The organism is Weeksella virosa DSM 16922 (assembly GCF_000189415.1).
GTDB lineage: Bacteria > Bacteroidota > Bacteroidia > Flavobacteriales > Weeksellaceae > Weeksella > Weeksella virosa.
The window spans coordinates 323404-339608 of the sequence record NC_015144.1; the positions used below are offsets into that span (position 1 = coordinate 323404).

Below are 16205 nucleotides of genomic sequence, written 5' to 3' on the forward strand. Positions count from 1 at the left end.
TTAAAATGCAAGGTTTGTCTAAAAATCAAACAAACCTTGCCATAAATAACTACCCTCCAAATCCAACAGGTTTAATAGTTCCTGTAGTTGTAGTGGTTGTTGTAGTTGTCTCTTCTACCGTAGTTGTCGTTGTTGCTGTTGTAACAACTCTGTTACGGCTTTCGTCTGAAATAGCAGTAGATTTACTTCCTGATAATTCAGATTGAACACCTGTTCCTATGGAACTGTTAAAACCTGTAAGGGAAGCAATTACTAAAGCTCCTCCAAATAAAATTGACTTTGTCATAATTTTGTAAAACTTGTGCTTTCATTCTTTAGGCAGTATAAGAAATTAAGCGGTTAATTGATTTTAGTTAGTCTGCCATTTTGTAAATATAAACCTTTTAATTTCCATAACGTACTTACTCCTGTGTTTAATGTGCTGTTTTTAGCTTTCCAATTCGTTGGATGTACGTTGAGTTTTAGCACGAACGTTTGTCAAATGGTTTCATACAACACTCAAATATACGAAATAACATTTTATATGCATCTTAAATTTTAAAATCACAAAACACTGTATATTAACACTCTATATCAATATTTATTTATAAATTAGTCGTTCTATTTATAATAAATATTTGTTTTGCGTAATTCAATAATATTTAAAATCCGTACTCGCCATGAATCCATTACTCGCCAACTTTTCTTTCGAAATTGCCCAACATAGAAACAAAAACATTATCTGGATTTTCTTTAACTACTCAAAAGAAAATATGGATATTCTACATTTATTTTGTAAACATCGCTATTCTGTCACCAAAAAGGCTTGGTATATCCCAAATACTAAAGCCAATAGAGTTTTGTAGAATTACAAGTAGACTATCAGCATATTACAGAATCTCAATTAGATGAATAAAAAATAACTCGCTAAAAGAATGAGAGAAACTGAATTAATATTTAATGTAAAGAAAAACTCGGACTAAAATTAGGAAAAAGTCCCTGATTTAGTTCGAGTGTTTTTAATTCACTGATACTCAGTGTAGATTGCGGAGAGAGAGGGATTCGAACCCCCGGAGGTGTGACCCTCAACGGTTTTCAAGACCGCCGCATTCGACCGCTCTGCCATCTCTCCAAACGCTGTATTGCGTTGTTGCGAGTGCAAATATAGACTTTTTTAAATGATTTTTACAAATAGTTGCTAAAGTTTTTTATCACTTTTTTATTTCCTACTCGTAATCAAACAATTACTCGATTCTTTTTTATTACTTTTTATAATTTACTATCAAGAATCGTAAGCCAATGTTTAAGATTTCGCCCATTGTTTTGCATTTTTCAAACCTTCTGTCATAGGTCAGTTTTTGCAACGCAGTTTTCAGCTGATCTACATTCTCTTGAGGAGCTATGCAATCTTTCTTCATTACTTCCATCAAATCTCGATAATGAATCGGACTATTCATTAGCCTTTTTGCGAGCAAAGAGCGAACCTCTCGCTGATATTGTTCTATCGAATTTTTCTTCAATCGTTGTTCTACCAATTCAACCAATACTCGATTTTCTTTGAAATACTGGGGTCGATAAATCTTCAAATTCCCCTCATAACATTGCTGATCAAAATCTATCGGTCGAATTCTATATATAACTTGATTATAATCATGGATCGGAATGATCACATAATTATACGAACGCATATCGCCCAGCAGACCAATAAAACATCGTTCATTGAACTTCACAAACTCTTTGGCAATCTGCGATTGCTCTAACAAATTACATTTAGGCAAGTGCTTTTCGATAAAAACATCGCCCGGTATTCCTAATATATGTTCTTCGATTAAAGTATCTTGAAAAACAAGATAATTGATTCTATGTGGAGATAACAAATCTTCTAACTCTAATCCATAGATCCGAGAAGCGTCAGCTTTTTTCACATAATAATTGGTATAATTATCATTGAGAATATTCCTCACCCGAATCCGAAAAGGTTTCGAGTTTCCAAAAGTGCAATATTCTATACTATCAACAGTGAGAAAAGGCAAGGTTTCTTCATCACCATCAGAATGCAGTAAGGTATATATCCTATTAAGATTCTCTTCGATTTCGGCTTGTTCAGCCTGATGATAATACACACTCAACCACAAAGTATCTTTACCATTTTCATCTTCGATCGAACTAAAATCGACAAAGCGCAACAAATCATCATACAACAATTCGATCTTGGTTGTCCGCTGATAGTTATCCAAATAAGTATATAATTCGTCATTTATCGGATAAATTGGTTTCCTGAATGCAATTTTTACGTCTTTCACGGGCTTTTTCATCCTACCAAATTTACGGCTTTTTATCGGCTTTCTGAATCATTTCATTCTACATTTTGATAGGAAAACGTAACTTAGCATTGGAAAAACACATTTTCTTATCTTTCTTTTTATCATGACATATTTTGTCGTTCTAAACAAGAATTTTGTTGCATGAAAGTTTTACACACAGCCGATTGGCATTTAGGCAAACGCTTGGATAATTATTCTCGATTAGAAGAACAAATCAACGTGATGAACGAAATTGTTCAGATAGCCGAACAAGAAAACGTAGATTTAGTACTCATTGCCGGTGATTTATTCGACACCTTCAACCCAGGTGTAGAAGCAGTTGAATTGTTCTACAAAACCCTTAAGAAGTTATCCAACAATGGCAAACGGCCTGTGGTTGCGATTGCTGGCAATCACGATTCGCCCAACCTTATAGATGCACCAAATCCTTTGGCGCGCGAATGTGGAATTATCTTAATCGGCCATCCGAAGGCGGTAATTTCTCCGTTCGAATTGGCTGATTTTTCGATTACCAAAACCGATGAAGGATTCATAGAACTTTCTCTTCATCACCTACCCTATCCTATTAGAATTCTTCATACACCTTATGCGAACGAACAACGATTGAAACAGTTTTTAGGTGAAGAAAAAGAAGCACAATTGAATCAGGTATTAGCCGAAAACTGGCAACGATTAGCCAATACATATTGTGATAATAAAGGGGTTAATCTTCTGATAACTCATTTGTATATGAATCCTTCTGCACAGCAATTATTAGACGAACCCGATGGCGAAAAACCACTAAAAATCGGGAATGCAGATTTGGTTTTTGCCTCTTCTATTCCGCAAGAAATTCATTATACCGCATTAGGGCATTTGCACAAGTATCAAAATATTGGTTCGGAAGAAAAACCTATCGTCTACAGTTCTTCTCCTTTGTGTTATAGTTTCTCCGAAGCAGGACAAACCAAATACGTAAACCTTGTAGAGATTGTACCGAATGAAAGAATTAAGATGAAGAAAATCGAGCTGAAAGTAGGAAAACCTTTGATCAGGAAACAATTCGATTCGGTAGAAAAAACGGTGGAGTGGTTACAAGAAAATCAAAATGCTTTGGTGGAATTAACCTTAGAAAGCGATACGTTTTTACAAGCAAGTGATCGTCAAAAAATTTATCGCGCGCATAAAGGAATTATCCATTTAATTCCTCAATTGAAAAATCTACAAGCAGAGCAATCGACTCATTCTACCATTCAACTAAACAAAGATATTGGCGAACTGTTTCGGGACTATTTTCGGTCTAAACAAAACGCACAAGAACCAACCGATGAAATTATGGAATTGTTCAACGAAATCTTACATTCATAACCATGTTACCTCTTGTTTTACGTTTCGAAGGTTTATACTCGTACCAAGAACCCCAAGAAATCGATTTTTCTTCTTTGATTGATGCAGGATTATTTGGAATTTTCGGAAAAGTAGGAAGCGGAAAATCAACCATTCTAGAAGCGATTACTTTTGCTTTGTACGGAAATTCTGACCGTTTGGGTTCGTCTAAATTTACGTATAATATGATGAATCTGAAATCGAATAAAATGTTGATCGATTTCGAGTTCTTAAACCATGAAAATAAAAAATATAAAATCGTTCGTGAATATCGACGAAATCGCAATAATTTCGAGATTATTACACAGAAAAATGCACAATTGTATGAGTTTCGATCGAATGATTGGTATCCACTAGAAAGTTTAGATGTTGAGCCAATTATTGGTTTGAGTTCTGATAATTTTCGTCGAACGATAATTATTCCACAAGGGAAATTTCAGGAGTTTATTCAGCTTACTCCGACACAAAGAACGCATATGTTGAAGGAAATCTTCTCTCTTCAACGTTTTGATTTACAAGACAAAGTAAGTGCCTTCAACAAAAATAACCTAGAATTACTCAATAAAAATACAGGTAGACTTTCCACATTCGAAAACGTCACCGAAACTCAAATAGAAGAACTTTCATCGCAACTTTCTACTTCGATCATACAAGAAGAAAAATATCGAACAGAACACCAAAATTTGCAAGAAGTTGTAGAAAAGCTAAGACAACTAAAAGAAACTTTAGAAGAACAACAATCTAAAAAGAAAGCACTTGAAAAACTACTAATAGAAGAAAAAGGTATCCGAACATTAGAAAAACAAACCAAGCAATACGAACAACTTTCGCAAGGTTTTTCTCATGGTTTCGATGAACAAAATAAACTGCAAAAGAAAGTAAATGATTTTTTGGATGAGCAGCAAAAAGAAGAAAAAGAATTGCTTTTGCTGAAGGATAAAATCAACCAAACAGAAAAAGAAATGGCAAGTCTTCTTCCCCAATTCGAAGCTTTAGCAGATAAAAAAATAGAGGAAAAAGATTTAGAGTTTATCCTCTCTATTCTGCGAGATCAAGCAGAAATAGAAAATCTACAACTACGCTCTAGAAAAGGAATCGAAATGATTACAGAAGAAGAAAAGAAAGAAACTTCTCACCGAAATCTTCTTGCAACATTGCAAAACAAACAAAAAGAACTCGAACAAAAAAGAGAAAATATAGAAGAGCTATACGAGATAGAAAAATGGTATCAGAAGTATGAAATATTAGAGAAACAAATTGCGGAACAAGAAAATAAAATATCAAAAAACAAAGCAGATATTTTATCGACAGAGAAGCAATTCAATCCGCATTTAGCAACGCAAGAAACCCTTACAAGGGTTATTGATGAAGAGTTTTCGAAGTTAGAAAAATCGAATGAAACTTTGCGAGAACAGATTCAAAACCTCACCGTTCGACAACAATTATCGCATTATGCAATGCATTTGCACGAAGGCGAAGCCTGCCCTCTGTGTGGCTCTCTGCAACATCCTAATTTGATAGACGATGATGTTAGCGAGCAATTACAGAACCTAAGAAATAAGTTATTGCTAGGACAAGAAAAAGAAAAAACTTTGCAAAAAGATCGTCGAAACCTGGAAAATAGTTTTTCTGAAATAAAGTTTAGAAAAGAGCAATTAGCAAAGGAAGAACTAGAGCTTGAGAAATTATTTTCGAACCAAAAAAATCTTATCGATACATTCGTTTGGAAAAAGTTTCGACCTACACAAAAAAATGATTTTTTAGCCAAAAAGAAACAAGCTTTAGAGATAGAAAATCTTCTAACCGAAGCTACCAAAGAAATAGAAAATGAACGTTTACTGTTGGATAATACGTTAAAAAACATTGAGAAATACAAAGAAGGAATTCAAGGGTTTCGCGATAAAGAAAACCAAGCAAAGGCAAGAATAGAACTCAACAGCAAAAACCTACAACGCTTATCGGTAAGCGATTATGCGCAGCAATCGCAACAAGAAATCCGATTGACTTTGGACAGTTTGAAAAGTAGAAACTTAGAAATCGAACAAAAGCAAATCGCCTTACAAGAAGAAAAAAACAACCTTTTACCAAAAGTTGCCAAGAAAGAAGCCATGTTCAATTCTATTGCAAAACAACTTCATCTTGCCAAAACTGAACTAATTTCGATAGAAAAAACTTTGTTAGAACGTTTATCGACCACCGAATTTACAACCCTCGAAGAGGTGAAAAGAATCGTACACTCGGGGCTGAATGTGGATGAAAATTGGGCGAAAATTCACCAGTTCGAATTGGAAAAAAATGCATTGAGCGAAATGGTTCTCGAGTTGGAAAACAAACTGAAAGATCAGGTTTTCGAAGAAGAAAATTATCAAACCAAAATAACAGAACTCGCATCATTGGCACAAAAACACAAAGAGTCGAATGAGCGAATGATTGCGCTAAAAACTGAAAAAGAAAGGCTAGAAAAAGCATTCGAAGAGAAAAAAAACTTACTCAAGGAACAAGAAAAACTCGAGCGAAAAGCACAAAATTTATCGACTTTGCAAAACCTTTTCAATCGAGCAGGCTTTGTGCAATATATTTCGGGCATCTATCTACAACAATTGTGTGACAATGCAAATGTACGATTCCATCGGATGACGAGAAATCAACTTAGTTTACAAATAAATGAAAATTCTGATTTCGAAATTATTGATTATCTGAATGAAGGAAAAAGTCGAAGTGTAAAAACCCTTTCGGGTGGACAAGCCTTTCAGGTTTCGTTGAGTTTGGCGCTTGCTTTGGCAGAAAGTGTGCAAGAAAATGTTTCGACCAACAAAAACTTTTTCTTTATCGATGAAGGATTTGGTACGCAAGATAGCGAAGCGGTAAATATTGTTTTCGAAACCTTATTGAGTTTACAAAAAGAAAATCGAATTGTAGGAATAATTTCGCACGTCGATGAGCTAAAAGAGCGCATTCCCATTACCTTATCGATCACGAAAGATGAAGTAAAAGGAAGTCGAATTGACCTGCAATAAAGACAAAATGTCAGCTTTATTTGGTTGGTATTACTTTTGTCACTTATAAGACCGAAAACATTTAAATAAACATAAAAAATAATCATCATCATGAGTAAAGGAAATATTAATGTATCAGTGGAAAACATCTTTCCATTAATTAAAAAATTTTTATACAGTGACCACGAAATTTTCTTGCGTGAGTTGATTTCTAATGCTTCGGATGCAACCTTGAAACTAAAACATCTTACCAATATAGGCGAAGCAAAAGTAGAATATGGCAATCCGAAGATTGAAGTAAAAATAAACAAAGAAGATAAAACGCTTCATATTATCGATCAAGGAATCGGGATGACAGCAGATGAAGTAGAAAAATACATCAACCAAGTTGCTTTTTCTGGAGCAGAAGAATTTATCAACCAACACAAAGATGCCGATGGAATTATTGGGCATTTTGGATTAGGCTTTTATTCGGCTTTTATGGTTGCCGACAAAGTAGAACTTATTACCAAATCGTACAAAGATGAGCCAGCCGCGCATTGGACATGTGATGGTTCGCCAGAATTTACGTTAGAAAAAGCAGATAAAACCGATCGTGGAACAGAAATCATTTTGCATATCGCAGAAGATTCTAAAGAATTTTTAGAAGAATGGAAGATTAATGAACTGTTGCATAAATACAACAAATTCATGCCAATCCCGATAAAGTTCGGTACGAAAAAAGAAACGCTTCCTTTACCAGAAGATGCTGCAGAAGATGCAAAACCAGAGGAAATAGAAGTAGACAATATCATCAACAATACGCAACCCGCCTGGACCAAATCTCCGTCGGAACTAACCGATGAAGATTATCTTGCGTTTTACAGAGAATTGTATCCAATGCAATTTGAGGAGCCATTGTTCCATATTCACCTCAATGTCGATTATCCGTTTAATTTAACTGGGATTTTATTTTTCCCGAAATTAGGCAACAACATCAATCTAGATAAAGACAGAATACAATTATATCAAAATCAAGTATTTGTAACAGATGAAGTCAATGGGATAGTTCCCGATTTCTTGATGTTGCTACGCGGAGTAATCGATTCGCCAGATATCCCACTAAATGTCTCTCGTTCTTACCTACAAGCAGATGGAGCGGTGAAAAAAATATCGGCGCATATCACCAAAAAAGTTGCTGATAAAATGAGTTCTTTGATCACTCAAAACCGAGAAGATTACGAGAAAAAGTGGAACGATATAAAAGTAGTGATAGAATATGGTATGATTTCGGAAGATAAATTCTTCGAAAAATCTGACAAATTTGCTCTTTATCCTACCGTTGATGGAAAATATTTTACGTGGACAGAGCTATCAGACACCATAAAAGATCATCAAACCAATAAAGATGGCAACATGGTGGTTCTTTACACGACCGATGACAATGGACAAGATCAATACATCCAGATTGCGAAAGAGAAAGGCTACGAAGTAATTATTCTCGATTCGCCAATTGCTGCACATCTCATCCAAAAATTAGAATCTTCGAAAGAAAAAGTAAGTTTTGCACGAGTAGATGCAGATCATATCAATAAGTTGATCGACAAAGATGAAGTGAAAATCTCTAAGCTTTCTGATGAACAAAAAGAGAGTCTGAAAACCCAAATTACAGAGGGAATCGATAACAAATCGTACACCGTACAATTAGAAGATTTATCGGAAACCGATGCCCCATTCATCCTCACCCAATCAGAATTTATGCGCCGCATGAAAGATATGCAAGCTACAGGTGCAGCCGGTATGTTTGGCATGGGTAACTTCCCAGAAATGTACAATTTGGTAGTGAATACCAACTCTGCTTTGGCCAATGAAATTTTAACTAAAGAAAATACAGAAGAAAAAAACAACTTGATTCTTCAGGCATTGGATTTGGCAAAATTGTCGCAAGGTTTGCTCAAAGGAAAAGAACTGACCGAGTTTATAAACCGTAGCTTCAAAAAGCTATAAAAAAACAAGCCTTAAAGGATCATAACAAATAACCTAAACCGTTTCGGAGTTGCGAAGCGGTTTTTTTTGTACCTTTCGGTAGAATATTTTGGTATGAAAAGACTTTTGGTTTTGAGTTGTTTCTTCATCTCTCTGATTTGTTTTGCACAGAAAGAGAACAATACAACAGCTTTCGATTGGATCAATTCGAAATCGTTAACCGTTGATGAAGCTCGAAACTTTTATCAACTAAAAAATAATACCATCGAAAAAATAAGCAATCATCAAATTATTGCGACATTTACTAACCAAAATAATCTTAGCAATCTCAATGTGCAAAGCTCGTTGTTGGTTACGGTTATTGCCAATCATCAAACCTTGTATTTGCTCGATAATAATTTATCGCCTATCCAAGATCCGATTTCGTTGAATTCACCCGATTATTTTTTGACTTTGGTCGGCGTAATGGATAATAACTTTCTGGTAGCGTACGATATTTTTACTCATAAACTACTACAAATCAATTATCAGAGTAGTAAAATCATCAACAGTTCTTCTATATTAACGATGCTGAAAGAAGACGAACAATTGATAAAATTATATTATCACCTCAAAAAAATATACCTCTTAACCGATCAGTCGCTATATGTTTTTGATGATTATCTTACCTATCAGAAAAAAATAAATTTACCTACATACTCGAAAATTGTTATGGTAGGAAATGCTTTTTTGTATGGGACGAAAAATGAAATATTTCTTTCTCGTCTAGACCAAACAGAACCTCAGGTAGTATACGAAGGAAATTGGTCTGACTTTGCAGCAAACAGCCGTGAACTTTTTGTGCAAAATGATAAGGATACGTATATTTACACGCTAAAAGAAAAATAGAATGCATATTGCTATTGCAGGAAATATTGGAGCTGGAAAAACCACCCTCACCAAGTTATTAGCGAAACAATACAATTGGACCGCACAGTTCGAAGATGTTGATCACAACCCCTACTTAGATGATTTCTATAACGACATGGCCAAGTGGTCGTTTAACCTACAAATTTATTTTTTAGGAAGTCGTTTCCAACAAGTAAAAGAAATAAGAGAAAGTGGGCTAAACATTATTCAGGATCGAACGATTTATGAAGATGCACATATTTTTGCGAGCAACCTAAAAGATATGGGTTTGCTAAGCACACGCGATTATGAGAATTATTTACGTGTTTTTAATTTGATGACTTCTTTTGTAAAAGCTCCCGATTTGCTGATTTACCTCAAAGCATCGATACCGACATTGGTAGCACAAATCCAAAAAAGAGGACGCGAATACGAAAGCTCTATCAGCATCGATTATCTGAATCGATTGAACGAAAAATACAACAAATGGATCGATAATTATACCGAAGGAAAACTTTTGGTAATTGATGTGGATAATTTAGATTTTGTGAAAAACCCCGAAGATTTAGGCTTCATATTCAACAAAGTAGAAGGAGAAATTCACGGTCTCTTTTGATCACACAATAAAAAAATATAAACAACGTATAAGAGCGGCAATTTTTCATCAAAATTCGACCGCCTTTTTTATCTTATGGAAACGAAAAATATAGCAAAAGGTGTGCTGCTTGTTGCCCTAGGTTCTAGCGCATACGGAATGTTGGCTACTATTGTAAAACTAGCCTACGGAGAAGGTTACACCACAGCAGAAGTTACGACTTCTCAGTTTACCTTGGGACTTTTGGGTCTGATAATTCTCAATATCATCAACCGAAAAAAACTAAAGCCAATCCAGAAAGGCGACACAACCAAATTATTAATTTTTGGTTCTTCAATGGGTTTTACCAGTTTATTCTATTATCTATCGGTACAATATATCAATGTATCTATCGGGATTGTTTTGTTGATGCAGTCTGTATGGATAAGCATCGTAATCGAAAGTTTTCTAGATAAAGTCTTGCCTTCTGCTCGAAAAATTTTAGCAACGATGATGGTTCTTTTCGGCACCTTATTGGCCACAAACGTTTTCAATCAATCGATAGATTTGGATATTCGTGGAGTTTTTTGGGGTTTCTTAGCGGCTTGTTCTTTCTCTACAACCATGTTTGTATCCAACAGAATTGCTACATATTTACCCAATACGCAAAAATCCCTTTTCATGCTTTTGGGAGGAGCCATCGTAGTTGGAGCATTTTTATTCTTTTCTCAAATAGGTCCTTATTATTTTGATGGCCTGAAATCTTTCTACAACCTCTTCTCATCAAACACAGAAGGAATCAGCGCTTTCGATGCTAGTATTTTCTTAAGGTACGGACTATTTTTATCTCTTTTTGGGACTATTTTACCGCCATTGTTGCTAACAGCTGGTTTTCCTAATACTGGACTTGGATTAGGTAGTATTGTTTCCTCTATCGAGTTACCCGTTTCGGTATTGTTTGCTTTTTTCCTTCTCAATGAAAAGGTAGAATGGATTCAATGGTTAGGCATTGCATGTATCCTTGGCGCAGTTTTTTACATGAATGCTAACCAATTAAAATCCTCACATTCTAAAATTTCTTAGTTATTTATCCCAACATCCGAATGGCTGTTTTTAGTGCACTGATAAATATGTCGACTTCTTCTTTTGTATTGTAAACAGCAAAGGAAACCCGTACAGTACCAGGGATATCATAGAAGCACATAATTGGTTGGGCACAATGGTGACCAGTTCTCACTGCTACTCCTTTCTTGTCGAGGATCATTCCGACGTCTGATGAGTGAGCACCATCCAGCTTTAGGTTAAACGAGATTGCGCCTGCATGCTCTTGGTTTTCACCATAAATTTCTACCTCATCTATTTTTTGTAGTTCAGCCATGCAATAGGCTAATAGATCATATTCGTGTGCTTGAATATTTTCTATACCAAGCGAGTTTATAAAATCTACCGCTTCTCCTAAACCTATAATTCCCGCAATATCTGGCGTACCGGCTTCGAATTTAAAGGGTAAACATGCATAGGTAGATTTTTCCATCGATACATCACGTATCATTTCTCCTCCTCCATGAAAAGGCGGCATTGCATTCAGGATTTCTTCTTTCCCGTACAAAACGCCAATACCAGTAGGGCCGTACATCTTGTGGCCAGAGAATACAAAAAAATCACAATCCATTTTTTGTACATCTATCTTGGTATGAGGTACTGATTGTGCACCATCAATCAATACTTTTGCTCCTTTTGCATGTGCTTTTTCAATAATTTTTTGAATTGGATTCACTATTCCTAAGGCATTCGATACTTGATTAACTGCTACCAAACGTGTTTTATCGGTAAGCAACGTATCTAGATTCGTCAGATCTAGACCTCCTTCTTTTTTAAGCGGAATATATTTGAGTATCAACCCTTTTCTTTCTGCTAATAACTGCCAAGGAACGATATTCGAATGATGTTCTATCTCGGTAATAAGAATCTCATCTTCTGTTTGTAATGTTTCGCCAAATGAATAGGCTACCAAATTAATTGCTTCGGTAGTTCCGCGCGTAAAAATTACTTCATGTTCGTTTTTAGCATTGATAAATTTTTGAATTTTTCTACGGGCTTCCTCCATTTTATCGGTTGCTTCTTGACTCAATGTATGGATTCCGCGATGCACATTGGCATTATAATGTTTATAATAATATTCGATGGCTTCGATTACTTGAATCGGTTTCTGAGAAGTTGCTCCATTATCGAAATAAACAAGAGGTTCTCCGTTTACTTTTCTCGATAAAATAGGAAACTGTTTTCTTATTTGTGTAATATCCATATTCTCTTTGTTTGTGTTATTGAATAAAATAAGTTGTAAGAAATTCATCCTACAACCTATTTTTAATAATTATACTATCGTATCTGATATAGTTTACTTTTCTTACAAATCAAAATCAATACTCACACCTAACTTATTAGCTACCAGCTGATTTACTTTTGCTGTTACTTGAGGTATAGTAACATGTTGCAAAGCATCTGCCGCAAATGCATACAACAAAAGTGCTTGCGCTACTTCTTTTCCGATACCACGTTGTTGCATATAGAACATCGCATCTTCATCCAATTGCCCTACCGTACATCCGTGCGAACATTTTACATCATCTGCAAAAATCTCTAATTGTGGTTTCGTATCGATGCTTGCCGAATCTGATAAAAGTACGTTGTTATTTTGCTGGAAAGCATTTAGTTTTTGAGCTTCTTTATGAACATAAATTTTACCATTAAAAACTCCATGCGCTTCATCTGCATAGATTCCTTTATACAATTCGTGCGATTCGCAATTCGGGTAATTATGTACTACCAATGTGTGATGATCGACATGTTGCTTTTTATCGATTATGGTAACCCCATCTAAGATAGAGTTGCAGTTTTCACCATTTTGATAGAAATTCAAATTATTTCTTACGATTTTCCCACCAAAAGCAAATGTAAAAACAGAGGCTCTAGAGTCTCTTTCTTGGTTGATGTAAACATTATCTATTAACGATACATTGTCCGAGTCATTCTGGAATTTGTGTATTTGTACTTCGGCATTTTTCCCAACATTTACTTCTGTTACTGCGTTTGTTAGGTTTGCAACTCCGTCTAAGGTTTGGTGACATTCGATAATTTGTGCTTGTGCATTATCTCCTATAACAATTAGATTTCTTGGCTGATACATCACTTCTTGTAATACGCCTGTTGAGAAATACACCACCTGAATAGGCTTAGATAGAATCGTATTATTGGGTACATATATAAATGCTCCATCTCTTGCAAAGGCAGTATTTAATGCTGTAAAGCTCTCGTCTTTTGCTGCAATCTTACCAAAATAATTTTCGATAACAGAATGATGTACAGAATTATTCAGGGCACTAGACAGTACACAGATATCTGCTTCATCGTGGGTTGTATTCGACAAGAACGATGAATATTTACCATTGATAAATACAATGAGATACGTATCTATATCGTTGATTAAGTATTTTTTGATGTCTTTATACTCTAAACCAACTTCAGTTTCTGGAAATAATTTGTAATCTACCTTTAGGATAGGAGCAATATTGGTGTATTTCCATTCTTCGTCTTTGCGTTTTGGGAATCCTTTTTCTTTGAAAACCTCAATAGCATGTTGACGGAGTTCCTCGATATTTTTATGACTTTTATTTTTCTCGTCGAAAACCAAATGACGTGCTAATAAATTTTCTTTTAAATCAATCATTTTCAAGTTGTGTATTTTTTATACAGGGACAAAATCGGTTGTTCTCTACAACACGAATCTTAGGCGCTAGGTTAGACTCCTGCCTCCTCTTTTACCCAATCATACCCTTTTTCTTCTAACTCTAATGCGAGTTCTTTGCTTCCCGATTTGATGATTTTACCATCTGCTAATACGTGTACAAAATCGGGTACGATATAATCTAATAAACGCTGATAATGCGTAATTAACAACACGCCATTATGTTCATTTCTATAAGCATTTACACCGTCTGCAACAATTCTCAATGCATCGATATCCAAACCAGAATCTGTCTCATCCAAGATGGCCAATTTGGGGTTGAGCATCAACATCTGAAATATCTCGTTTCGTTTCTTTTCTCCTCCAGAAAAACCTTCGTTCAATGAACGCGACAAGAAGTCTTTTTTGATGTTTAATAACTCTGCTTTTTCTCTGATCATTTTCAACATCTCAGACGCACCCATTTCTTCTAATCCTTGTGCTTTTCTAGTTTCGTTGATCGATGTTTTGATAAAATTAGAAACCGATACACCTGGGATTTCGATAGGATACTGGAAAGACATAAAAATCCCTTTATGTGCACGTTCTTCTGGCGCCATTTCTAGAATTTCTTCATCATTGAAGAGAATTTCACCTGCAGTAACTTCATAATCTTCTTTACCTGCAATCACAGAAGAAAGTGTAGATTTTCCTGCACCATTTGGTCCCATAATTGCATGTACTTCTCCCGGTTTTATTTGCAAGTTTAGCCCTTTGATAATTTCTTTGTCGCTATCTGCAATCTTAGCGTGTAAATTTTTTATATCTAACAACATGATTTTTTTCTTTTGTTTTTTTTATTACGGTTAATCGCTTAGGATTATAGTGATCTTTCTATTCTTAATCTTTTTATTCTTTGGATAGATTAATTTACCCTACAGATCCTTCTAAAGATATTTCTAATAATTTTTTAGCTTCTACAGCAAATTCCATGGGTAATTTATCCAATACTTCTCGACTGAATCCATTCACAATCAATGCGATTGCTTTTTCGGTATCTATTCCTCGTTGGTTACAATAGAACAACTGATCTTCACCAATTTTAGAAGTCGTTGCTTCGTGTTCTAATTTTGCGGTAGAATTCTCCATTTCGATATAAGGGAAAGTATGTGCACCACACTCATTCCCCATTAACAATGAGTCACATTGCGTGAAATTTCTTGCTCCTGAAGCATTTTTATTTATTTTCACCAACCCACGATACGAGTTTTGCGAACGTCCGGCCGAAATACCCTTCGAAATAATAGTCGAACGAGTATTTTTACCGATATGATACATTTTGGTCCCTGTATCGGCCTGTTGATAATTATTGGTTACCGCAATAGAATAGAACTCTCCGACAGAGTTATCTCCCTTCAGAATACATGATGGATATTTCCATGTAACAGCTGAACCAGTTTCTACTTGTGTCCAAGAAACCTTTGCGTTTTTCTCACAGACAGCACGTTTTGTTACAAAGTTAAAAACACCTCCTTTACCATGTTCATCTCCAGGATACCAGTTTTGTACAGTTGAGTATTTTATTTCGGCATCTTCCATCACAATAAGCTCTACAACTGCTGCATGCAATTGATTTTCATCACGCATGGGTGCCGTACATCCTTCTAAATATGATACATAAGATCCTTCGTCTGCAATTAGTAAGGTACGTTCGAACTGACCTGTACCTGCTGAGTTGATACGGAAATAAGTCGACAATTCCATAGGACAACGAACGCCTTTCGGGATATAACAGAACGATCCGTCTGAGAACACTGCCGAATTCAGCGCTGCATAAAAATTATCGGTAGGAGGAACAACTTTACCTATATATTTTCTCACCAATTCTGGATGTTCTTTGATGGCTTCTGAAATCGACATAAAAATAATTCCTTTTTCTGCCAACGTTTCTTGGAAAGTAGTTTTCACCGAAACCGAATCAATTACCGCATCGATCGCTACTCCAGTCAATCTTTTTTGCTCGTCTAATGAAATCCCTAATCGTTCGAATGTTCTTAACAATTCTGGATCTACTTCATCTAGACTTGCTAATTCTTTTTTTACTTTTGGTGCCGCATAATAGCGTATCGCCTGGAAGTCTGGTTTCTCGTAATGAATATTCGCCCATTCTGGTTCTGTCATTTTTTGCCACGCACGGAAAGCTTCTAATCGCCACTCCGTCATCCATTCTGGCTCTTCTTTTTTCTTCGAAATGGCGCGCACAATATCTTCATTTAGCCCTATTGGGAAATCTTCATATTCCATTTCCGTTTCCCAACCAAACTCATACTCTCTTGGCTTGGCTAAGTCTTCACGTAAATCGTCTTCTGTATATTTTGTATTGCTCATTT

The 16205-nt window shown here is 35.5% G+C and carries 13 protein-coding genes and 1 tRNA gene; 7 read left to right on the plus strand and 7 right to left on the minus strand.

Features of this window, described 5'->3' with window-relative positions:
• Positions 1 to 49: 49 nt before the first annotated feature.
• Positions 50 to 286, minus strand: coding sequence for a hypothetical protein (locus WEEVI_RS11220; RefSeq protein ID WP_115041665.1), 237 nt, complete (start codon positions 284 to 286; stop codon positions 50 to 52).
• Between the two features lie 373 nt (positions 287 to 659).
• Here WEEVI_RS11220 and WEEVI_RS01705 point away from each other — a divergent pair, with 373 nt between their 5' ends.
• Positions 660 to 845 (plus strand): hypothetical protein, encoded by a 186-nt coding sequence (locus WEEVI_RS01705; protein ID WP_013597451.1) that lies wholly within the window; start codon positions 660 to 662, stop codon positions 843 to 845.
• 181 nt (positions 846 to 1026) lie between these two features.
• Here the strand turns inward: WEEVI_RS01705 and WEEVI_RS01710 are convergent.
• Together WEEVI_RS01710 and WEEVI_RS01715 are read right to left on the minus strand one after the other, a co-directional pair.
• Positions 1027 to 1111, minus strand: a tRNA-Ser gene (locus tag WEEVI_RS01710).
• A 130-nt stretch (positions 1112 to 1241) separates the two neighbouring features.
• Positions 1242 to 2282, minus strand: coding sequence for a hypothetical protein (locus WEEVI_RS01715; RefSeq protein WP_041942218.1), 1041 nt, complete (start codon positions 2280 to 2282; stop codon positions 1242 to 1244).
• Positions 2283 to 2444: 162 nt separating this feature from the next.
• Between WEEVI_RS01715 and WEEVI_RS01720 the strand changes: the two genes are divergently transcribed.
• The 6 genes from WEEVI_RS01720 to WEEVI_RS01745 all read left to right on the plus strand — a co-directional run bounded on the left by WEEVI_RS01720 (position 2445) and on the right by WEEVI_RS01745 (position 11174).
• Positions 2445 to 3650: a metallophosphoesterase family protein gene (locus WEEVI_RS01720; protein ID WP_013597453.1), complete on the plus strand. Its 1206-nt coding sequence runs from the start codon at positions 2445 to 2447 to the stop codon at positions 3648 to 3650.
• Positions 3651 to 3652: 2 nt separating this feature from the next.
• On the plus strand, positions 3653 to 6685 hold the full coding sequence (locus WEEVI_RS01725) for an AAA family ATPase (RefSeq protein WP_013597454.1): 3033 nt from the start codon (positions 3653 to 3655) through the stop codon (positions 6683 to 6685).
• Positions 6686 to 6775: 90 nt separating this feature from the next.
• Positions 6776 to 8650 (plus strand): molecular chaperone HtpG, encoded by a 1875-nt coding sequence (gene htpG / locus WEEVI_RS01730; RefSeq protein WP_013597455.1) that lies wholly within the window; start codon positions 6776 to 6778, stop codon positions 8648 to 8650.
• Positions 8651 to 8743: 93 nt separating this feature from the next.
• Positions 8744 to 9517, plus strand: coding sequence for a hypothetical protein (locus WEEVI_RS01735; RefSeq protein ID WP_013597456.1), 774 nt, complete (start codon positions 8744 to 8746; stop codon positions 9515 to 9517).
• A gap of 1 nt (position 9518) precedes the next feature.
• The gene (locus tag WEEVI_RS01740) at positions 9519 to 10133 is read left to right on the plus strand and encodes a deoxynucleoside kinase (RefSeq protein ID WP_013597457.1); all 615 of its coding nucleotides are present in this window, start codon (positions 9519 to 9521) and stop codon (positions 10131 to 10133) included.
• Positions 10134 to 10208: 75 nt separating this feature from the next.
• Positions 10209 to 11174 (plus strand): EamA family transporter, encoded by a 966-nt coding sequence (locus WEEVI_RS01745; RefSeq protein WP_013597458.1) that lies wholly within the window; start codon positions 10209 to 10211, stop codon positions 11172 to 11174.
• A gap of 4 nt (positions 11175 to 11178) precedes the next feature.
• Here WEEVI_RS01745 and WEEVI_RS01750 read toward each other — a convergent pair whose 3' ends face one another.
• The 4 genes from WEEVI_RS01750 to sufB all read right to left on the minus strand — a co-directional run bounded on the left by WEEVI_RS01750 (position 11179) and on the right by sufB (position 16203).
• The gene (locus WEEVI_RS01750) at positions 11179 to 12444 is read right to left on the minus strand and encodes an aminotransferase class V-fold PLP-dependent enzyme (protein ID WP_013597459.1); all 1266 of its coding nucleotides are present in this window, start codon (positions 12442 to 12444) and stop codon (positions 11179 to 11181) included.
• A gap of 54 nt (positions 12445 to 12498) precedes the next feature.
• The gene (gene sufD / locus WEEVI_RS01755) at positions 12499 to 13818 is read right to left on the minus strand and encodes a Fe-S cluster assembly protein SufD (protein ID WP_013597460.1); all 1320 of its coding nucleotides are present in this window, start codon (positions 13816 to 13818) and stop codon (positions 12499 to 12501) included.
• A gap of 71 nt (positions 13819 to 13889) precedes the next feature.
• The gene (sufC, locus tag WEEVI_RS01760) at positions 13890 to 14648 is read right to left on the minus strand and encodes a Fe-S cluster assembly ATPase SufC (protein ID WP_041942220.1); all 759 of its coding nucleotides are present in this window, start codon (positions 14646 to 14648) and stop codon (positions 13890 to 13892) included.
• 97 nt (positions 14649 to 14745) lie between these two features.
• Complete coding sequence (sufB, locus tag WEEVI_RS01765; RefSeq protein ID WP_013597462.1) at positions 14746 to 16203, minus strand: Fe-S cluster assembly protein SufB; 1458 nt, start codon at positions 16201 to 16203, stop codon at positions 14746 to 14748.
• Between the last annotated feature and the right edge of the window lie 2 nt (positions 16204 to 16205).